14 protein-coding genes are annotated in these 22,500 nt (G+C 46.9%); 5 read left to right on the top strand and 9 right to left on the bottom strand.

Translation table 11 applies throughout. The features are described 5' to 3' along the window. Window positions 1–107: 107 nt before the first annotated feature. From GX089_09410 to GX089_09400, 3 genes are all read right to left on the bottom strand, one after another. Window positions 108–1,532, bottom strand: coding sequence for a glutamate synthase subunit beta (locus GX089_09410; protein ID NLP02698.1), 1,425 nt, complete (start codon window positions 1,530–1,532; stop codon window positions 108–110). Continuing rightward, complete coding sequence (gene gltB / locus GX089_09405) at window positions 1,532–6,061, bottom strand: glutamate synthase large subunit (protein ID NLP02697.1); 4,530 nt, start codon at window positions 6,059–6,061, stop codon at window positions 1,532–1,534. Before gltB ends, GX089_09410 begins: the two co-directional genes overlap by 1 nt. Before the next feature lie 150 nt (window positions 6,062–6,211). Continuing rightward, window positions 6,212–8,818, bottom strand: coding sequence for a pyruvate, phosphate dikinase (locus GX089_09400; protein ID NLP02696.1), 2,607 nt, complete (start codon window positions 8,816–8,818; stop codon window positions 6,212–6,214). Between the two features lie 537 nt (window positions 8,819–9,355). Between GX089_09400 and GX089_09395 the strand changes: the two genes are divergently transcribed. Together GX089_09395 and GX089_09390 are read left to right on the top strand one after the other, a co-directional pair. Continuing rightward, window positions 9,356–11,548 carry a glutamine synthetase type III gene (locus GX089_09395; GenBank protein NLP02695.1) on the top strand — a complete coding sequence of 731 codons (2,193 nt, stop codon included), beginning with the start codon at window positions 9,356–9,358 and terminating at the stop codon, window positions 11,546–11,548. Between the two features lie 101 nt (window positions 11,549–11,649). Next, the gene (locus tag GX089_09390) at window positions 11,650–13,197 is read left to right on the top strand and encodes a sigma 54-interacting transcriptional regulator (protein NLP02694.1); all 1,548 of its coding nucleotides are present in this window, start codon (window positions 11,650–11,652) and stop codon (window positions 13,195–13,197) included. Between the two features lie 608 nt (window positions 13,198–13,805). Here GX089_09390 and GX089_09385 read toward each other — a convergent pair. From GX089_09385 to GX089_09375, 3 genes are all read right to left on the bottom strand, one after another. After that, a complete protein-coding gene (locus GX089_09385) occupies window positions 13,806–14,147 on the bottom strand; it encodes a transcriptional regulator (protein ID NLP02693.1) in 342 nt (113 codons plus the stop codon). A 31-nt stretch (window positions 14,148–14,178) separates the two neighbouring features. Continuing rightward, the gene (amt, locus tag GX089_09380) at window positions 14,179–15,498 is read right to left on the bottom strand and encodes an ammonium transporter (GenBank protein ID NLP02692.1); all 1,320 of its coding nucleotides are present in this window, start codon (window positions 15,496–15,498) and stop codon (window positions 14,179–14,181) included. A gap of 369 nt (window positions 15,499–15,867) precedes the next feature. Beyond that, window positions 15,868–16,953, bottom strand: coding sequence for a hypothetical protein (locus GX089_09375; protein NLP02691.1), 1,086 nt, complete (start codon window positions 16,951–16,953; stop codon window positions 15,868–15,870). Window positions 16,954–17,443: 490 nt separating this feature from the next. On the opposite strand from GX089_09375, the gene GX089_09370 reads away from it, so the two are divergent. The 3 genes from GX089_09370 to GX089_09360 all read left to right on the top strand — a co-directional run bounded on the left by GX089_09370 (window position 17,444) and on the right by GX089_09360 (window position 19,721). Next, the gene (locus GX089_09370; GenBank protein ID NLP02690.1) at window positions 17,444–18,010 is read left to right on the top strand and encodes an HdeD family acid-resistance protein; all 567 of its coding nucleotides are present in this window, start codon (window positions 17,444–17,446) and stop codon (window positions 18,008–18,010) included. Between the two features lie 366 nt (window positions 18,011–18,376). Further along, window positions 18,377–18,538 carry a hypothetical protein gene (locus GX089_09365; GenBank protein NLP02689.1) on the top strand — a complete coding sequence of 54 codons (162 nt, stop codon included), beginning with the start codon at window positions 18,377–18,379 and terminating at the stop codon, window positions 18,536–18,538. 124 nt (window positions 18,539–18,662) lie between these two features. Then, window positions 18,663–19,721 carry a mannose-6-phosphate isomerase gene (locus GX089_09360; protein NLP02688.1) on the top strand — a complete coding sequence of 353 codons (1,059 nt, stop codon included), beginning with the start codon at window positions 18,663–18,665 and terminating at the stop codon, window positions 19,719–19,721. Window positions 19,722–19,736: 15 nt separating this feature from the next. On the opposite strand, the gene GX089_09355 is transcribed toward GX089_09360, so the two are convergent. The 3 genes from GX089_09355 to GX089_09345 form a co-directional block, all read right to left on the bottom strand. Next, window positions 19,737–20,237, bottom strand: coding sequence for a septal ring lytic transglycosylase RlpA family protein (locus GX089_09355; protein ID NLP02687.1), 501 nt, complete (start codon window positions 20,235–20,237; stop codon window positions 19,737–19,739). Between the two features lie 13 nt (window positions 20,238–20,250). Continuing rightward, window positions 20,251–21,378: an inositol-3-phosphate synthase gene (locus tag GX089_09350; GenBank protein NLP02686.1), complete on the bottom strand. Its 1,128-nt coding sequence runs from the start codon at window positions 21,376–21,378 to the stop codon at window positions 20,251–20,253. A gap of 141 nt (window positions 21,379–21,519) precedes the next feature. Beyond that, window positions 21,520–22,479 carry a hypothetical protein gene (locus GX089_09345; protein NLP02685.1) on the bottom strand — a complete coding sequence of 320 codons (960 nt, stop codon included), beginning with the start codon at window positions 22,477–22,479 and terminating at the stop codon, window positions 21,520–21,522. Window positions 22,480–22,500: the final 21 nt, after the last annotated feature.

The following is a 22,500-nucleotide window of genomic DNA, read 5'->3' as shown; positions in this document are numbered from 1 at the left end:
CAGGTATCTATAAATCTTATCGATGCTGTAGAACTGTTAGCATTAGTAAAGCAGCATGCTTCCCCGGAGGTAAACTGAAGGTTTACTCCGGGGTCGCTTTTCTGATCTCAGGACAGATATTTATGAATCGAATCAGCCGCCTGACGGCCATGGAAAACAGCCCTTACCACAAGTGACGCTCCTGTGGATGCATCACCTGCTGAAAATACCCCTGGAACCGTTGTGGCATAGGAACTGTCTGTCTTGATATTTCCTCTATTGTCATATTCGACACCCAGTTCCTCTGTAAGCCTGCTGTGTTCTGTGTGCACAAACCCAAGCGCCAGTAAAACCATGTCAACATCGAGAGAAAATTCCGAACCCGGCACTTCAGTCATCTTCATCGCTCCGGTCTCCGGATTCTTTTTCCACTCGACCCTGACAAAGTGTGCCTGCTGAACTTTGATATCCCTTCCGGTCAATTGAACGAGTGACACACCCCACTCCCTTTCACACCCCTCCTCATGCGATGTTGACGTGCGCAGGATCTGAGGCCAGTTAGGCCATGAGGGATTGTGGGAGTGCGGCCACTCCATCGGCTTGGGCATAATCTCGTACTGATACACTTTCTTTGCGCCCTGACGCACAGATGTACCAGTACAGTCAGCTCCGGTATCTCCTCCGCCAAGAATAAGCACTGTTTTGTTCCTGGCGCTGATAATCTCCCTCTCACCCACTTCACCTGCTGAAAACAGGTTTGCCCCTTTAAGAAAGTCCATCGCGAAATGGATCCCCTCAAGCCCACGTCCCGGAACCATTATATCACGCGGATGACCTGCACCCGTCGTCAGAAGAATAGCATCAAAACTGCGTCTCAGGTACCTGACGGAAATATCCTCGCCCACATCTATATCCGTCTCAAAAACCACCCCTTCCTCAGACATCTGCTGTACTCTTCTGTCAACAATTCTCTTTTCGAGCTTGAAACTGGGTACCCCGAACCGCAATATGCCACCGGGTTTAGAGGATTTCTCGAAGAGAGTTACAGAATGCCCATACCTTCGAAGCTGCTGTGCCGCAGCCAGTCCCGATGGACCGGAGCCGATAACAGCCACCTTTTTCCCTGATTCTTTCAAAGGCTTTAACGGCCGAACCCACCCCTCCCTGAATGCCCGCTCTATTATCGCCAGCTCTATCTGCCTTATGGTAACAGGACTTGAATTGATCGAAAGAGTACACGCTGCCTCACATGGCGCAGGACAGATACGTCCTGTGATTTCCGGAAGATTGTTTGTCATCTCCAGACGCTCCCAGGCCTCTTTCCACTTTCCCCTGTAAACAAGGTCGTTGAACTCAGGAATCAGATTGAGTACCGGACACCCCATCGCATGACAGAAGGGAATTCCACAGTCCATACATCGTGCACCCTGACGTGTGAGCTCCTCTTCCGGCTGAAGCTCCGCGATCTCGCGGTAGTCTTTTACGCGCTCCTCAACAGGGCGCTTTTTCATCTCTACCCTTTTATATTTCAGAAAACCGGTTGCCCTGCCCATTATTTGTAAACCTCCTCAGTTATTGTCAATACCTCAGTCTCCCTCAGCTCCTCTTTTCGCAGCCTCTCCAGTACCCGCTTGTAATCTATCGGAATTATCTTTACAAACTGATTGAGCACATCGGTCCAGTTACTCAGTATTCTCTCCGCCTGTCTGCTTCCTGTAAACTCGGCATGGTTTTGAATCAGCCTGAACAGGCGCTCCTGATCGGCTTCTTCAGTGACCGGCTCAATATCCACCATTTCCAAGTTGCATCGGGTATCAAAAAGCTGGTTCTCATCGAGCACAAATGCCACCCCTCCGCTCATACCTGCAGCGAAATTGACCCCGGTCTGACCCAGAACAACCACCACTCCTCCTGTCATGTATTCACAGCCGTGATCACCTACACCCTCAACCACCGCTGTCGCGCCGCTGTTTCTCACCGCGAAACGCTCACCAGCCATACCGCAGATATACGCCTCACCGGCAGTAGCACCGAACAGGTTGACATTACCGGCGATGATATTCTGATGAGCCACGAAGGTCGATCCTTTTGGAGGATAAATGATAATCTTTCCACCTGAGAGACCTTTCCCTGAATAATCATTGGTGTCCCCTTCCAGCTCAAAAGTCACTCCAGTTGCCAGAAATGCCCCGAAACTCTGCCCTGCAGAACCGGTGAACTTGCATTTTATGGTATCCGCAGGAAGTCCTTTTGATCCAAACCGTTTGACCACCTCCGCACTCAGCGATGCACCAACAGTGCGGTTGCTGTTGCGGATCGATGCAAACAGGCTCACAGGTGTACCATTGACAAGAGCAGACTGGGCCTTGTCAATCAGTTCATTGTCCAGCGATGCCGTAAAATCGATTGCCTGACGGCTGGTACACCTCAGAGAACTGCCTTCCGGCATCTCAGGTTTGTGAAGAATTCTTGAAAAGTCAAGCCCCACTGCTTTCCAGTTTTCAACCGCACTGTTCACATCCAGGACATCCACTCTTCCCACCATCTCATCGATTGTCCTGAAACCCAGCTCTGCCATAATTTCCCGCACATTCCTGGCAGTAAACATCATGAAATTCACGACATGCTCAGGTTTACCCGCAAAACGTTTTCTCAGTTCACTGTTCTGTGTCGCCACTCCCACCGGACAGGTGTTCAAATGACACTTGCGCATCATCACACAACCCAGAGTGACAAGCACCGATGAACCAAAACCGAATTCCTCCGCACCCAGAAGTGCCGCTATAACCACATCCCGTCCGGTCTTTAACTGCCCGTCAACCTGAACCCTGATCCGGTCCCTGAGCTTATTGAGCACCAGAGTCTGTTGAGTCTCGGCAAGTCCTATCTCCCAGGGAATACCCGCATGCTTGATAGAGGATATGGGAGAGGCTCCCGTCCCTCCGTCATGACCGCTTATAAGCACCATGTCAGCCTTCCCTTTGGCTACTCCTGCGGCAACCGTCCCCACACCAGCCTCAGACACCAGCTTTACAGAAACACGAGCCTCACGGTTGGCATTCTTCAGATCGAAGATCAGTTGCGCCAGATCCTCGATACTGTATATGTCATGATGAGGCGGAGGAGAGATCAGCATGACTCCGGGAGTGCTGTGGCGCACCCTGGCTATCATCCTGTCTACCTTGTCTCCAGGAAGCTGCCCGCCCTCACCCGGCTTTGCCCCCTGAGCTATCTTTATCTGCAGCTCTCTTGAATTGACAAGATAGCTGATATTCACTCCGAACCTGGCCGAGGCAACCTGTTTGATGGCACTTTTCAGTGAATCACCATTTGGCAGAGGTACATACCGCTCCTCATCCTCCCCTCCTTCACCGGAGTTGCTCGATGCACCAAGGCGGTTCATTGCACAGGCTATCGTCTCATGCGCCTCCTTGCTTATCGAGCCAAACGACATCGCTGAACTGACAAATCTCTTCACAATAGATTCCTCAGACTCAACCTCATCAAGCGACACCGGAGTACGGTTCTTAAAGGTAAAAAGTCCCCGCAGTGTACAGAGATTCCTGCTTATATCGTTTATAATCTCCGTGTATTTTTTGTAAACTCCATAATCACCGCTGCGCACAGCCTGCTGCAGAAGAGTCACCGCCTCAGGGCTGAAAAGATGCTTCTCGGAATTCCTCCTGAAATGGATATTTCCTCCCCAGTCAAGAGCCGCCGATGAAACGATCGGCTTATCAAATGCCTTCCTGTGGCGCCTGTAAGATTCCGCGGCTATGGATTCAAGACCGACTCCCTCTATCCTCGATGCTGTTCCAGGGAAATACTTTTCAACCACATCACTGTTAAGTCCGATTGCCTCGAAGATCTGGGCACCCCTGTAACTTCTGATAGTAGAGACACCCATCTTTGACATTACTTTGAGCAATCCCTTCTTTATCGCGGTTACATAATTCTCAAGGGCAGTCTCAAGCCTCAGACCCTCCGGCAGAAGACCTTGCGCCTTGAGACCAGCAACCGTCTCCAGAGCCAGATATGGATTTACAGCACTTGCCCCATAACCGATCAGCGTGGCAAAATGCATCACCTCACGAGCCTCTCCGGTCTCGATTATCAAGCCTGTCAATTGCCTCTTGTGAGCACGGACCAGATGATGATGTACCGCTGAGACAGCAAGAAGTGCAGGCATCGGTACATCATTCTCCCCTGCACCCCGGTCACTGAGAATGATTATCGAACACCCTTCATCCACTTTTTTCTCTGCTTCTATGCAAAGCCGCTCAATTGCACTGCTGAAATCCACACTATCGTTTTCAAGCGGTGCAAGAATGGATAACTTCGCCCAGCGAAGATCCTCCTGTGCCGAATTCTGCAGTTTGCTCATGTCATCATTGGTGAGAATCGGATAGAGCAGTTTGAGCTGATGACAGTGCTCAGGAGTTTCCTCAAGAAGATTCCCCTCCCGTCCGACATAGCTCATTAAAGACATGACCAGGTTTTCCCGGTAAGGATCTATTGGCGGATTTGTCACCTGAGCAAAAAGCTGTTTGAAGTAATTGTAAAGCAGTTGAGGTCTTTCGGACAGAACCGCAAGCGCGGCATCGTTACCCATCGACCCCACCGGTTCCTGACCATTTTCCGCCATGGAACCCACTGTCATTTTTATATCTTCAAGTGTATACCCGAAAATCTTCTGCTGAAGATCCAGAGAATCTGCAGTGAATGACACCGGTCCCGGAACCTGAAAGAGACCTTTAAGCTCTATCACATTTTTCTCCAGCCACCTTCTGTAAGGTTTCCTTCGGGATATGGATGCCTTGATCTCATTATCGAAAATGACTCTCCCGCGTGAAGTATCCACAAGAACCATCTTGCCTGGTGCAAGGCGGCCTTTCTGCAGTACCTCTTCAGATGCGATCTCCAGTACACCGACCTCGGATGCCAGAAGCATCTTGCCGCTTCTGGTTATGATATACCGCGCAGGACGCAATCCATTTCTGTCAAGAGTCGCCCCTACCCTCACTCCGTCTGTAAAGGCTATGGCAGCCGGACCATCCCAGGGTTCCATTATCGAGGCATGGTACTCGTAAAAAGCCCTCCTGTCCTGGCTCATGTGAAGCCTGGAACCGAATGCCTCCGGAACCATCATCATCATCGCATGCTCTATCGACCTGCCGCTGTTGGCAAGAAGCTCGAAAGCATTGTCAAAAATTCCAGAATCACTCAACAAGGTGTTTATCACCGGTTTGAGTTTTTCTATCTCTTCTCCGTAAAGATCAGACCTCAGAGAGGATTCCCTGGCTATCATCTTGTTTATATTTCCCCGGAGCGTATTGATCTCTCCGTTGTGGGCTATATATCTGAATGGCTGGGCAAGAGGCCAGGAGGGGAAAGTATTTGTGGAGTAGCGCTGATGAACCACAGCTATGGCACTTTGAAACTCCGGATCACTGAGATCAGGGTAGAAAGCCTCAAGTTGCGGCGCCACAAACATCCCTTTATAGACAATGGTTCTGCTTGAAAATGACGGGATATAGAAATCATCTATACCAAAGCCAGACTCCATTGCCCTCTTCTCGATACATTTTCGTGTCAGGTAGACTTTTCGCTCCAGATCATCGCCTTTTTTATCGAAAACAACAAATATCTGGCTCACAAAAGGCATGGATTTACGCGCCATCTCTCCCAGGCAATCCGGACAAACAGGCACATCTCTCCACCCGAGTACTTTCCCGTTTTCATCCTGTACTGTATCATTGACAAGACGCACAAGTTTTCCGCGGACAGCCGGATCATCAGGCATAAAGATCATCGCAACAGCATAGTTTCCCTCAGGCGGAAGAACCATTCCCTTCTTCTCGCATTCACGTGCAAAGAAAACGTGGGGAATCTGCAGCAGAATCCCTGCACCATCACCGGTCATCGAGTCACCGCCGACTGCCCCGCGATGAACCAGGTTCTTAAGTATCGATATGCCCTCTATGACAATCTGGTGAGAACGGCTTCCGTTTATATTCGCGATAAAACCCACCCCGCAACTGTCATGCTCGAATTGCGGATCATACAATCCCTGTTTTTTCATATTGCTCCCGTCAAAACCTCTCTGTTTCAGTTTTACTTTACAAGTTTCCCAATTCGGGGTCGGAATCGGTATCGATACTTTTCCGGACATTTCGGCACCAATTCCAATACCTGTCCAAAATCAAGAAACTATTATGCGCTGTCCGATCCATCATATATACAACATCCCTTCCTGTTTCATCGAATCAATTGTCAATCTCATGCTGCCGGCCTCACCCCCTGATTCAATCACATGCACTGCACGGCTCCAGATCGATGCATCCGGAACCAGTTCACCTATCCGGTTGGGTATACTCATAATAAGATTTTCCTGACAGAAACTTCCCGTCCGGCCGGGATATACCGCCGCGTAAAGCATATCCATCTCTACAAGATCGTTGAAGAAATGGGTACCAAGCGATACATCCGGAACAAGCCCCTCATGCATCGATGCTATCTCACAGAGTACAGCAACAGTGTTTATCTCCGCAAATGAGACAGGCACACCAAGTGATGGTGTAGTCGTACCCCAGCGTCCGGGCCCAAGAAGCATTATCGCTTTACGTCCCTCATTCTTCTTCACGGATGCGTGTGTCAGGCGACCTATAAGCCTCGCCACCGAATATCTGTCCCCCATGCTCATCCCGCCATAGACCTCGGGAACTACATATATCAGGCGCTCCACCGTCATATCCCGACTTGTTCCTATCACCGGCCCTGTTGTCTTCATCAGAATCCTTTCCTGAGGAATTCCACGGGGCAGATTTACCGAGCGGAACTGTCCCTTTACCTGGAAAGGCCTGCACTGAACAAGATTTATCCTGAAGGATTTATCATCAAGAAAGTTCAGCGTAAATTCGATGTCCACAGCATGATCGTAAGCGATGTGAAGCACTCTGAGAAGCTCTCTTATCGCATCGCAGAAGCCGGTATCAGAAAGCAGTTTATCAAATGTTAATACATAGGAAAACACATCCCTGCCCGCCTCTTTACCCCGCTGCTCCATCTCCTCGTCGCGGAAAGCAAAGATGTCAACCGGCACTCTCGGAGACTGCTGAATCACATCCTCAAAACGGTGTGTTTCGGTTGTATTATTTGTTAAATTTATCACATCGACACGTCTCTGCGCATACCGCCTGACCTCGTCAAGACTGGTTTCCGGACGTTTCAGCGGGGCATTGAGTGCCACAATCCTGGTATAATCATCATCGGCACGATCCACCGCCCTGGTACCAAGCCCGAACACCAGACGAAGCACTCCCTGGGAGGGATCAATATCACTGTTCCAGACAAAGGGGTTAAACGAAAATCCCACCCCTGCAGCATGCGGAAAGAAAAGCGAGCCATGCATCTCACCAGAGACACGCTGCACCAGTAAAGCCATCTGCTCGTCATGCTCCATCAGTCCCCAGTGTTCACGATAAGAGAGAGCCTCCCTGCTCATTGTACTCGCATACACAGTGCGGACCGCCTGCTTGAAACTCTCAAGGCGCTCCCTTGGGGTCCCCTGATTGGCACAAAACACACTCTCGTATTTCCCGGAGAAAGCATTTCCGTAAGCATCCTCAAGAAGACTGCTGGAACGGACAATTATGGGAAATTGACCAAAGTAATCGAGCATCTGCGCAAACTGCTCTTCGATCTCTTTGGGAAAACTCCCCTTGAGCATCCGCTCACGCATCTCCTCCGCCCCATCATACATCGAACCGCTCCTCTTGAGCTTGCGCCTCATCCACCAGCATTTGTTTTGCACAAGATAGGTGTAGAAGACATCGGAACCGATAAAGAAAGAATCGTGTACCTCAAGGAGCGCATATAGCTGAGGAGCTTTTTTTGCCAGTATAGCCCTTGCAGTCAGCATTCCAGCCGATTTACCACCGATAAGCCCTGTGCCGATCATCCTTCTTCCAATATTCACCAGATCGGCCAGATCAAAATAGCGACGCGCAAGTTCCAACAGACGGGGATCCCTGGAAAGAGCCATCCTTAAGAGCTGCTCTTTCAGCTCTTCAACCTCACCCTCACAATTCCCGGAACAGTACTTCCCCTGAACCAGCATCTCTGCACGTGTAAAATTCCTTGTCCAGATATCAGCACGCTGAACCGAAAAATCAAGCCAGGGCTGGGGATCACACTCCAGGATCTCCGATATGATCGCACTGGACATCACCGTATTGAACCGCTCCCCATCCCAGCCATGAAGAGTGTACATGCTCGGAGAGTATCTCTTATAAACCTTCTGCGGATGAACATAGAGCCTCTCATCTTTACGGTGAACATCGATAATTACCTGAGCCGTATCATGAATCGCCCCGATTGCCGCAGACATGTGATGATTCCTGAGAAGCCCGAAATAGGCGGCGGTGTCATAGTCGTATAGATAGGGACAGGTCAGCATGAAAAAATTGCCAAGCATCCGGTCACTGTACCAGTCTACGGAAAGCTCTGAGAGGCAGTCAAAAATGTAGCAGGCCCCGAAACCGACCCTCTCTATCACAGAGAAGATAGCAGAAATAAAGTTCTCGAACCCCTCCTCTGGATGAAGTTCATATCTCAGAGCATCGATATCATCGGCAATAAGAGGATGATGATCTGCAAAGCGGAAATAAATAAGCGGATTACCGGTTTTTTGTGATTCCCTGCTGAAATATTCTGTGAAGGGAATGTAATCCTCGATGGATTCTACCTGCCATACAATATTGTCTCCCGGCCTTATCCCCTGGATTACCTCATCCAGACCTGGCAAACCTGTACTTAGTGAATTCAGAACTTTTGGCATAAAATATCTTCTGTTAATTTTATCCCAGGACAATTATGCAAGTAATGTGCCATGCAATTCAATTTTGTGTCAAATCACCCATTCCATAATCAAAAGCCCTAAAAACAGGCACATATTAAGGTGTTTTTCACCCAGATCAATCCCGAAACACTGAGCAGTAACACCCTCAAGCATTCACCCCACTGATACAATTTTGTATCATCCACCCCACACCTGATACATCTTGGTATCAAAACGAGGGGTACAAATTTGGCTCTTCTACTCCCTTTCGTTTCTGTACTCTACCGAAATAACCGCTTCTAATCGATAAAAAAGGGCAATTATGCAGTGATGACATAGAACAGAAAAAAGATGGCACACAATTTGACTATATGCTGATGTCAATTTAGTTCCGTATTGGTATCAGCAACACTTTTGTGCAGATGCTCAGATACAAAAAAAAGATCATTAACGTTTCTCTGGTCAGAATCATGAAAGTCGATTCTTAATCAGAATAATCAATTGCAAGTATTAAATCATTTCACTTGAGGAGCTTTTATGAGTATACGTCACGAAGTAAACCTGGCAATCAAACCAGCCAGCAACGGGAACTTTGAATGTTCCGGCAAAATCTCTGACTATTTTGGAGAGAACACATTCAGCGAAGCTGTTATGATGAGCATGGTTTGCGAAAGAACCTTCTATGCTTTCAAACAGTGGCAGGAAGATGGAGTGCCGATAACAAATGAGCAGGCTGATGAAATAGCAAATGCCATGAAAAGCTGGGCAATCGAGAAGGGTGCCAATTCCTACACCCACTGGTTTCAGCCCATGACCGGACAAACAGCAGAAAAACACGAGACTTTTATCTCCATAAACGGCAAGGGTCAGATCCTGGAAAAACTCACCGGTACAAAATTGATCCAGGGTGAACCCGATGCATCCTCATTTCCATCCGGAGGTCTGAGGGTCACTTTTGAAGCACGAGGTTACACTGCCTGGGATCCTTCATCCCCCGCTTTTATCATGAACGGCGGAAACGGAAAGACACTGTGTATCCCCACAATCTTCATCTCCTACACAGGCGAGGCTCTCGATAAGAAACTTCCGCTGTTAAGAAGCGAACAGGCCTTGAGCAAAGCGGCTGTGGCCATGTTGAAACTGTTCGGACATAACGATGTAAAAAGTGTCTATTCCACATGCGGTGCGGAACAGGAATATTTCCTCATCGATCAGAAATACTATAAAATGCGCAGCGATCTTCAGCTCACTGGACGGACACTTATCGGCGCCCCCTCACCTAAGGGCCAGCAGCTCGAAGATCAATATTTTGGTTCCATAAAGGACCGGGTTCTCGCATACATGAACGAGGTTGCCGTGGAAGCACACAAGCTTGGAATTCCGGTAACCACTCGTCACAACGAAGTCGCCCCGCATCAGTACGAATTTGCACCGTACTTCGAAAGATCCAACCTGGCTGCGGATCATAATGTGCTCCTTATGGACCTGATGCGCAAAGTGGCAAAAAGACACGGTCTGGAATGCCTTCTGCACGAAAAACCCTTCGCCGGTATCAACGGCAGCGGAAAACATCTGAACTGGTCGCTTTCCGACAACAAGGGATCCAACCTCCTTAATCCGGGAGAAACACCAGAGGAAAACCTGCAGTTCCTTACCTTCCTGGTAGCTGTGATCCAGGCTGTTTACAAACGCAGCGATCTTCTGAGACTATCTGTCGCGAGCGCTGGAAACGAACACAGGCTGGGCGCCAATGAGGCTCCTCCGGCCATCATGAGCGTTTATCTCGGTAACCATCTCAAACAGGTAATCGACAATATTGAAAACGGTAACCGTAATAAAATCTCAAAAAAGGACATTGTAGATTTTGGAATAGCGCATCTGCCCAAGTTCCCGCGTGACACAACAGATCGCAACCGCACATCTCCTTTTGCCTTCACAGGGATGAAATTCGAATTCAGAGCCGTTGGAAGCTCGTTCAATATTTCCAGCTCGATCACAATTATAAACTCCATCATAGCCGACTCGATCAACGACATAAGAGAAAAAATTACCGCAGCTATGAAGAGTGATTCCTTTGAAAACGCGGTACTCAAAGTTCTCTCAGCAACTATAAAGGAAAGCAAGCCAATATTGTTTGATGGAAATAACTATTCAAAGCAATGGCATGAAGAAGCCGAAAAACGCGGTCTTCCCAATAAGCCCTCCACTGCAGCGGCTCTGGCAGTGATGATCGATCCGGAAAATGTCAAACTCTTCGAAAAACTGGGCGTACTAAGCAAATCAGAGCTGATCGCACGTTACAATATCTGGATCGATATCTACAATAAGGTTCTCGATATCGAGGTAAAAACCATAATCGACATGATCAACTCATCGGTACTTCCCTCTGCCTACGAATTCCAGCACAATATCGGCAAGACAGTGCTGCAGATGACAGAGCTTGGGAAAGATAAAGAACTCAAGCTGAACCCTGAGTGTATCGAGAACAGAAGAGAACTCTACAGACACCTCAGCGAAGTCATCCTGTTCGTAAACAGAAATACTCGCATCCTTTCTGAGATGGTTAAAAAGGCAGAATCGATGCACGAAGATGAGCGTGCAGCGTACTACTTTGATGAGGTCAAACCACAGATGGAGCATATAAGAAGACATGTTGATGACCTGGAAACCCTGATTCCGGATCACATGTGGCATCTTCCAAAGTACAGAGAAATGCTGTTTATCTCCTGAAGTGTGTTAAATAAAAAAGCAATCAAATCTGATACCTTCATATCAGATCTTGATTGCCTTGATTACCATAGATGATACATTTTTGTATCAAGAGAAAAAATATGATACTTTCTGAATTAAAAGCCAATCTCGGGTTCAACGGTTTATCGGTACTTTACCATATCGCTCGCATTCTGGGCAATGCCTCAGCACTGGAAAAAACCATGGCTGATGTGCTCGAAATTCTGGAGATTCATGCCGGGATGAACCGGGGGATGATCTCTATTCTGAACCCTGACAGAACCGAACTTGTCGTCGATGTTGCCCGGGGGATTTCTGACCACGACCGTAGAAAAGGCAGATACCGGCTTGGCGAAGGAATAACCGGCCAGGTGGTTGAAACAGGCAAACCGGTTGTCATCCCCAGAATCAAAAACGAGCCAAAATTCCTTAACCGTACAGGTGCCAGGTCAAATCTTTCCGACAGCAATATCGCATTTTTGTGTGTGCCAATAAAATCCGGCAAATCTGTTATCGGAGCACTCTCCGTAGACAGAAGCTGTACTGAGGAAACAATACTGCAGGATGAACTCCGTTTTCTGGAGGCGATCGCCGACCTTATTTCTCAGGTTGTAAACGACCGCCGTCAGAAACGCATCCTTGCGCTCGAAAAAGAAAACCTGGAGCTTCGCAGAACACTCGAGGAGCGAGGCAAACCCGATGAGATGATGGGCAACTCCAGTGTCATGCGCGAGGTATTCCGCCAGATAGCCCAGGTTGCACCCTCTCCAACTACAGTTCTGGTACGGGGTGACACCGGCACAGGAAAAGAGCTTGTTGCACGCGCAATTCATCAGAGAAGTACCTTTAAAGAGGGGCCCTTTATTGCCGTCAACTGCGCTGCTCTTCCTGAATCTCTTCTGGAAAGTGTCCTGTTTGGGCACGAAAAAGGTTCTTTCACCGGCGCCACAGAAATGAAAGTCGGCCAGTTTGAAGCTGCCAATAGTGGAACACTTTTTCTCGATGAAATCGGAGAGATGCCGCTTAGTGCCCAGGGACGGCTCCTGAGGGTAATCCAGGAGAAGGAGTTTCAGCGGGTCGGTGGCACAAAGATGATCAAAGTTAATGTACGGCTGATCGTTGCCACAAACCGTGACCTCGAAAAGGATGTACTGGAGAACCGCTTCAGACAGGATCTCTTTTACAGAATCAACGTATTTACTGTCTATTTGCCTCCACTGAAGGACCGCGGCTCCGATGTTCTGCTACTGGCAGATTATTTTACCAAAAAATATTCGGACCTTCTGGGCAAAAAAATCGAACGGATCTCCACCCCTGCAATTGATATGCTCCTGGCTTATCACTGGCCCGGTAACGTGCGCGAACTGGAAAATGTCATCGAGCGGGCTGTAATTGTGGCATCCGGCGACTGCATCAACGGCCATGACCTCCCCCCGACACTTCAGATGAAAGATCTTTCTTCCAGCGGAGAGCGGATCGGGACCTTTGAAAACCTGGTTGAAGCATACGAAAAGGAGCTTCTTACCGAGGCTTTAAAAGATTCCAGGGGTAATCAGACCGAAGCTGCGAGACTGCTTGGTACGACCAAACGGGTTGTGCAGTATAAGGTCGCACGGTACAGGATCGATTATCAGAGATTCAAGGAATAGTTTCTTTTCATCTTGGAAATTCATTCCGTGAAAACAGAAATCCAGATGTTGAAAGCTTTACAATCTTAAGAAGATATGGAATGTTAAAGGTATAAATGTTTGTTTCACCTGATAAAGCCCCGTAGCACGCGCGGCCAGCCGGACTGGAGGTGCACCTGTCTTCAGGTGCAGTATGCTCCAAAAAAGCGGAAGTCTTCTTCCGCGATACAAACGACATACCGAGGTGGAACGACGAGCCGGAAGGTGATACCTGCCCAACAGGAAGGGCAGAAAGCATCCCGGTGCCCGTCTGCGGCAGCCGCCCAAAATCTTATTCCTATTTTGAGACAGTCTCAAACCTCCCACACATTATCTCTTTAATGATTTTTGAAAAACTTGGGGACGAACTATCTTTTTACTTTTATAAGGTTCGATGGATTGCCTCTCTCCGTGGTGAATTATTGACTTAGTCGTTTAAATTCTACTTTCACCCGGATATGAATTAACAACCTTTCCTTTGTGAGCAAATTGAGCAAAAAATTGAATCGGTGCCGATACCAACACCGATTCATGAAAAACGGACTACCTGAATCCTGAATCCCGAGTTCTAACCTTAAATCACCCGCCTACTAACCAATAGCACACCCTCCTTCCTCTCCTGTCCTTATCCTGATACACCTGGGAAGATCAAAAATGAATATCTTCCCGTCACCTATTTTACCCGTACGTGCCCCTTTAATGATCGCCTGCACTGTACGGTCCACAAATTCCTCATTTACGGCAATTTCAAGCTTTACCTTCTTAAGAAGATTGACTTCGAATATATTGCCACGATAGCTCTCAGTATACCCTGCCTGCTGCCCGCAGCCTATAACATTTGTCACAGTCATCTTTCGCACGTCCGCATCAAACAAGGCCTGTTTTACATCAGGTAATCTGTTCGGCTGTATAATCGCCACAACCATCTTCATATTTATTCCTCCCGTTTATTCCGCAGTTATCTTATCCCTCAGTAGTGAATATCTGAAACCCGTTATAAGCCTCAAGTCCCATCTCGCCGATATCCAGTCCTCCGATCTCCTCCTCACGGGAGACTCTCAGACCGATTGTTTTCTTTATGATAAACCAGAACACCATTGACAGTATGAAAACTATGCCACCGATAGCGGTAATTCCGGCCAACTGCGACAACACCTGCCCGATACCACCACCATAGAACAATCCTGTGACTCCATCAACACGCCCCGGTACCGCAAACAATCCCACCGCTAAAGTACCCCAGACTCCATTTACAAGATGCACAGACAGGGCTCCAACCGGGTCGTCAATTTTGATCTTGTCAAAAGTTATAACTGATACTACCACCAGAACACCACCTATGGCACCCACTATTACACTGCCCAGAGGAGAAATTACCGCACATCCTGCAGTGATTGCTACCAGACCAGCCAGACACCCGTTTATAATCATCGACAAATCCGGCTTCCCCATAAGTTTCCAGGCTGTAAACATCGCAGTTATTGTTCCCGCACACGATGCCAGAGCTGTTGTCAGAGCTATTCTTGGAACATTCTCAGTAACTGCCAGTTCGCTTCCGGGATTGAACCCGAACCATCCAAGCCACAGTATAAAACCACCCAGTGTAGCCAGAGGAATAGAATGACCGACTATTGCCCTTGCACTCCCGTCCTTTCTGTATTTGCCAAGCCGCGCTCCGAGCAGAATTATTCCAGCCAGTGCTGCCCATCCTCCAGCAGAATGCACTACGGTAGAACCAGCAAAGTCATGAAACCCAAGATTCGCAAGCCATCCTCCACCCCAGACCCAGTGCCCGCCAATCGGGTATATAACACCAACCATCACTACACCAAAGAGAATAAAAGCAGTAAACTTGATTCTCTCTGCCACAGCCCCGGAAATTATCGAGCATGCAGCCGAAGCGAAGGCAAGCTGAAAGAAGAAAAAGGCAAACAGAGGAATGTTGGATACCGGGCTGAAAGCATTTTCACTCACCAGAAACGATCCGGCTCCAATAAAATTATTTCCCCTGTCGCCAAACATCAGGCCATAACCAAGTCCCCAGAACACCATGGCAGAAATCGCAAAAACCACATAATTTTTTGTCAATATATTAACAGCGTTTTTCGCCCTGCAGAAACCTGTCTCTATAAACGCAAAACCGGCATTCATGAAAAATACCAGAAATGCTGCGACAAGCACCCAGAGTGTGTCAACTGTGTTTATTGTACTTCCGGTTTCAGCACTTATCGAACCTGGCGTCAAAACCACCCCCGCCAGAACCGCCATCCAAACCTTACTCATAGAAAACTCCTTCCATGTATTTGAAAGTTTATTATTTGTCTCGTTTTGACTTGTAATAACCACGTTAACCTGTCAGTGCAACAGACATGCCAGAATGGCAAATTGTGTAAACACGCTCTATTCACAGCCGATATCGATCTGCACCGGCACAACACTGTTTCGTTTGACAGACTGCGGTACATTTCTGTAACAAGTCCAATCATTTTCATAAAGTAAAGCATATTCATCTCAACCGCATCTTGACTGTATAAGGTATGGGCGTGTCACACCTCGTTGTGTATCAGGAATCACATGCGTCTGCAATTCTCCACCCCCTTGATTTTCTTAATCAAAAGACTTTTTCACTTCAGATACAGAACTGTTATTTTCTTAAAACTCCACAATTATTTCGGACCCTATTCCGTAAAGAAGATCCTTGCCTTTTACACCATCAGAGAGCGGACCCACCACCTGCCCCCACAGCCACCACTGAATATTTTCAGCAGGATAGATGTAAAAGGTGGGGACTGCCCAGAACGCGTTATCATCCTTGTTCTCCAGATCCGCCCCATGGTACTCCAGAGGCAGACCTGCTGCGAACTTGTCATTGAAACTGTACCCGGGTTCCACATAAAACATCAGCTCATCAGCAATCCCGAACAGCGGATCATCAGCAAGCTCATTTACCGAATCAGGATCAAACAGTGCATAACCGGTGAAAGCCAATGAAAACCGGTTAAATGTCAGTGACGGTTCCAGAAGAAGAGAAAGCACATTTCCCCGGTCGGTTCCTCCGATTGATGTGTACCCGACATCCGCCTTTACTGACAGATAGTCACCGATCGATCCCAGGTAGTGTGCACCTGCAAAGAAATCGGTTCCTGATGATATCTCTTCGAGAGAACTCCCCCGCATCCCGTAGTACAGCTCCAGGGAATGATTCTCATTCAGGTTGACTCCTGTTAGCCCGTGCAGATCCGCCACATTATCCCCGACATCAGCTACACCCGCTGTTATCTCCTGCCTTATTTTTTCATTACCGAGTCCGTAGCTTAGCCCTCTTGTAAAGCTTTCTTTCGTTATCATGCTCAGGCGTTTGTAGAAATAGTAGTTGAATTTTCCGTACTGATAAACAAGATCACCCACTTTGAAGGTACCGATTTTACTCTCCCATGTGATATCAAACCCGTCAAAATGAACCTCAATCCAGCGCTCCGATGGAAGTCCGGCACCTGCAGGAATCTGTCCCTGTCCTGACAATGAATACACGGAATTCACAGTCGTATACACATGTGCACTGATCTTTGGATTGAACTGCAAAGATAAACCAAGATCAAGCTCACTGTTTGTAAAGTAAGATCCCCGTAAATCCACCCACACATCAGCATCAAGATATCCGCTGAAAGATATCTCAGGTGCCGCCATACTATTGACTGTTACCATTGACATTACGACCAAAGTTCTGAGTTTTAGCATAGATCCTCTCTTGATAATTGAGACGTTTTTTTTCGCAGGATATCTATGCAAAGGCAATGCCAATAGCTGATTTCACTTAGAAAGAGGATTCAGGCGGGATCGCAGAATACATGACAGACAATTTTGTTACACACAGACAGTTGACAGAACATTTTTGTAACTTATAAAGGGATCAGAAGTCCGGTTAATCACAAACCGGGGGTTTACATTTCAAGTATTGTCACGGAATAAAACCAAAACTGGAATCAAACGAATCTCCGCGTGATCAGTCTTTTTCCTTAACTGTTTAAAATTGAACGCAGTAAAGTTAGGATACATGGGCAATGGCATCGATACCGATACCGACCCCGAACAGGAAACCCAGCATGGTGTGTGCTATTTAGTTGAGTTAAAACGGATACTGGCAGAAAAAAGTCAGGACGGGCTCAGTGATACGTAATATTAATAGGGTTGACGAGAAACGGATCGTTTAACTTAAAGGAGTTTTGCAATGAACACAATCGATACAGATCGTTCGGTCTATGAAAGTTACCGGGGATGGAGTGTGGGGCTGGGGGTATTGATGATAATCCTGGGATTGATCTGCATTTCATTCGCGGCCTTTACAACATGGTTATCCATTATTACTCTGGGAATTGTGATAGCAGTCCGGGGAGTAGTTGATATAGTAACCGCTTTTTCACCGGGCCGCCGCAGAGGAATTTTCTGGCATCTCTTTGGAGGGATTCTGGCAATTGCAATAGGATTTCTGGTAATGTTCCATCCCGGCCTGACAACCACCGCTTTGACATATTTCATAGCTGCTTTTCTTGTCATTCTGGGATTGTTCAAAGCCATTGCCGCACCAGTTGAGCATCGTGCAAACTGGGGCTGGGTGATGCTTTCCGGGATCATTTCTCTTGCCTTTGGAATCTGGATTATCGCTGCCTGGCCAGAGATCTCCTTCTTTCTGATCGGTCTTCTGGTCGGAATAGAAATATTGATTCAGGGAGTAGTGATGGTTGCTCTTCCCTACTCAGTACCGCATCCGAGGAAAAGTGAGGCATATGCACATTAACTGCATAGCGGAAATCTGACCGCAGGAACATTTTTTTACCCGTTATCGGATCCCTTTTATCCATGACGGGTATTTTTATTTCTTTAATTGCAACTCAAAACTGACTGAAGACAAAATCCATCTATTGCGGTATTCATTAATATTGAAGGAAATTACCTGTCTTTCCCAATGCAGAGGATAGATTTCCACCTCCGATCCAGGTACAAAAGAGCATCACGGCTCATGTATTGTTCAGCTAAATTAAATCCAAATACTGCTACCAGACTATTTAAGCGCTTATAAAAGTAAAAAAGTAGTCCGTCCCCAGATCAAAATCAGGCACTTAAATTGCTGTTCTCATATAAACCCAACCCTCAGGAGGAAAATATGGAACGATTAGGCATGATTCTCCTCTCAATCTGGCTCATTCTAACCGGAGCAAGCTATTTTATCAATCTCGGCGCGCTTAAAAATCCTGTTCTGTTCAGTCTCCTGCAACTGCTCGCCGGCATTTTTATTCTGATCGGATTATGGCCGATTTTTAACTGAGTTTTTCCAGCAGTAACAAAGCTCTTAGAATTCGGATTTTCCCGCTCCCTGATGTATTTTCTTTTTTAACTAGACCGGTGAATCTTTAACCCTGCGCAGATTTTAGTATGATAAGTTATTAAACATGACTCTCTATCCACTTAAACTCACTCCGGTTTACACTGAAAATGTCTGGGGTGGCCAGGCATTAAAAGAAATATTCAATAAAGATGTTCCCTTCAAACATACCGGCGAAAGCTGGAATGTCGCCTCTCATAACCGTGGCGCAAGCATAATTGAAAATGGAAGCCTCAAAGGCAAAAGCCTGAGGTACGTTTTTGATAATTTCAAAGAGGAACTGCTTGGTAGCACCTGGAAACACCTGCAGAGATTTCCACTGCTCATTAAACTGATAGATGCTAAAAACCGATTGTCCCTCCAGGTACATCCTCAGGACAGTTACGCCAGAGAACACGAGGGAGGAGAACTGGGAAAATCTGAGATGTGGTATGTGCTCAGAGCAAAAGAGGGTGCCAGACTCGTTTTAGGATTAAAGAAAGGTGTATCAAAAGAACAATTTAAACTTGGCATCGAACACAGGGATTTTGATTCCCTCGTGAATGAGATACCAGTGAAAAAAGGTGATGTTGTCTATGTTCCTGCAGGGCTTCTCCACTCCATTGGAGAAGGTATAGTGCTTTTTGAGGTACAGCAGAACTCCGACACCGTGTACAGAGTGTTTGACTGGAATCGCCCCGGTCTCGATGGACGACCAAGAGAGCTTCATCTGAAACAGACACTTGATGTTCTGGATTTCAAGGGCAGATTGAAAAATCAGGTGATACAAGGTCTTGAATTGAAAAGGGACGGAAACTCCATAACCTACTATGTTGCCAATCGCCATTTCGCTACTGAAAAGATCTCTCTGGTATCACCGATGACGGAAAACACAAACGGTAAGATGATTCTCTATACTATCATCTCTGGAACAGCCTCAGTTCATTGGAATAGCTCTGAGATAAAGATGGGGAACGGTGAATCGGTTCTCGTACCTTCCTGCACAGGAGAGTTCCAGATTTCAGGCCAGGGAGAAATCCTGAAAAACTACATTCCTGATATAGAAAGCGATTTTCTACAGCCACTTAAGAGAGCAGGCTATTCCGAAGAGGAAATTTACAGTAACACAGCTGTCAGCTATGAATAAGAAGGCCTCGTAAGGCTACTTTTTTAAAATCTCCAATCCAACTTTCCCTACCCCGGATTGAATAATACCCAGTTTTTTTGCCGCTGCTCTGGAAAGGTCTATTATCCTCTTTTTTGCAAATGGACCCCGGTCATTTATCCTGACCACAACAGATACTCTATTGCTTAGATTTGTAACCCTGACCATTGTGTTGAAGGGGAGGGTAGGATGGGCTGCGGTCATTTCATTCATATTAAAAATTTCGCCATTGGCAGTTTTCCGCCCGTGGAACTTATGGGCATAATACGACGCCATCCCCACTTGAAAATACTTACCGTGCGTTTTCCTGATCTTTTCGGGAGAGACCTTCTTCTCCGGAGGAGGAGCCTCTTTCTCTGTCTTTTTAGTATACCTCGGCGCGACCGTGCAGCCAAAAAAAGTCAGCATCACTGATAACACTGTCAGACAGGTTATCTGAAACGCAATTTTCTTTCTCAACCCTGGAGAAGCGCCGCTCATGGCAGTGAAAAAAACCATCGGCGGCTGCAGATTAAAGTGGCTGGTTGATAACTGCTGGTTGAACACTGTACTGCTTTATAAACTCTTCGACTTTCCTGTGGGCATCATCGTCTGTAATTTGACAAGGAGGATGCTTGCAGAAGTACGATGATGGCCCATGCAGAACACCGCCTAACCCGGCATCGAGGGCAAGTTTACAGCAGCGAATAGTGTCTATTACCACACCTGCACTGTTGGGAGAATCCTCAACTGATAACCTAAGTTCAAGATTCATGGGAACATCACCGAATAATTTTCCCTCCATGCGAATAAAACAGATTTTCTGATCATTCTGCCAGGGGACATAATCCGATGGCCCCACATGGATATCCCTCTGATCCAGCCTGGAGGCAGCCACCGATTGAACAGCCTCTGTTTTGGATTCTTTCTTGGATTTAAGGCGTGCCCGATTAAGCATGTTAAGGAAATCGGTATTACCTCCGGTATTGAGCTGATAGGTGCGTTCCAGCTTAACACCCCTTTTCCTGAACAGATCTGTCAGAGTACGATGGGTTATAGTAGCACCCAACTGCGCCTTTATGTCATCTCCTATTATAGGAATATTCTTTTCTTCAAATTTTTTAGCCCATACAGGATTTGAGGCGATAAAGACGGGAATATTATTTATAAAAGCAACCCCTGCATCAAGGGCACACTGGACATAAAAGCGGGTTGCCTCCTCAGAACCCACAGGAAGATAGTTCAGAAGTATCTCTGCACCGGTCTCCTTGAGGATATCTACTACTTCTTCTCTTTCAGGTTCCTTTTCCGAAGAGAGCACAAAGCGATCATTTTCATTATAATCTTTCATGTGCTCTGAAAAACCATCCAGCACTTTCCCCATCCTTACCTTTACACCAGCAAGAGGCATCTCAGGGCAGAAGACAGCAGTACAGTTAGGCTTGCTGAAGATCGCTTCGTTGACATCTTTTCCAATCTTTCTCTTGTCAACATCAAAAGCAGCAACAACTTCTATCGATGATGGTGTGAATCCACCAATATCCCAATGCATCAAACCAATTGCATCCTGGGGCCTTTTATCCTTATAATACTGAATACCCTGGATTAAAGAACTTGCGCAGTTGCCAATGCCAACAACCGCGATCTTTATTTTGTCCATATCACTGCAACCTCCCTGATTTCTTATGTTTACCATTAAAAAGCACAGCTACACCAGACATCCCGCCCTGACATGGTCGTTTCAGTACTGATTCAGAGTAGCATGTCAATTCTTATGCCGCAATGATTATGCCAAAAGGAATCAGAACGGATATGGATTTGCAAGTCTGACCACTCCGCTTTCCATGGCAAACCACAAATTTCCACCATTATCCCTGTGAAGACTGAAAACCTGAGCAGCAGGTATGCCTAACTGCTTTGGATCACTAATCCACTCATCTCCATTGAACTTAAGCAGACCAGTTTCAGATCCAAACCAGATTCTACTCTGTGTATCAACCATTATACTCGTTATCCCAGGCTGAATTTCCATATAAGTGTTCCATTTCCCATTCTCAAAGCAGTTCACATCTTTCTCTCCAACTGCCGCCCAGATAACATTCTTCCTGGAATCCTGTGCCAAAGCCTTCACATCGTTCCAGCTCAAGCCCTTTTTCATATCATGAAGTGTCCACTTCGCTCCATCAAACACACTGATTCCCTTATTGGTTCCTACCCAGATATCGCCCTTCTTCCCAGCCATAAGTGCCTGCACCTTGTCGCTCACCAGACCATCTTTTGTGGTGTAAGTCTTCGATGAGCTTCCCTGGAAACAAACCAACCCTTTATCTGTACCAACCCATACTTTTCCATCTGACGAAGCAGCCATACTGCTAACAGCATCACTTGGAAGGCCGTTTTCAGATGTGTAGTTTGTAAACTGATTCCCGCTTCTGACAGCTACTCCGTTATTTCCACCAATCCATACTTTACCGGAAGCATCAGTTACCATGCAGGTTACATCACTTCCCGCAATTTTTCCCAAAGTGGGAAATTTCTGCTCAGCAGCCTTTTTCATGCTCGTAGAAAAAACACTCTCCTGAGTAGCGAACCACAACACATTATTCTGCAGAGTAAAAGCTTTCACTGGTCCCGATGCAGAAAAGACACGCCACTCTGTAGGCTTTTCATAAACAATCGAATCCGCTTTCACATCATCGTCATCCTGAGCAAAAGCCATGAAAACGCCAAATATGCCTAACAGTAGAATACTTCTGAACATAGGACCTCCTGTTTGAAAAAA

It is taken from the genome of Fibrobacter sp. (assembly GCA_012523595.1).
Taxonomy (GTDB): Bacteria; Fibrobacterota; Chitinivibrionia; order Chitinivibrionales; family Chitinispirillaceae; genus JAAYIG01.
The sequence above is the reverse complement of the archived record's forward strand: the minus strand, read 5'-3'. Positions and strand labels throughout refer to the sequence as shown.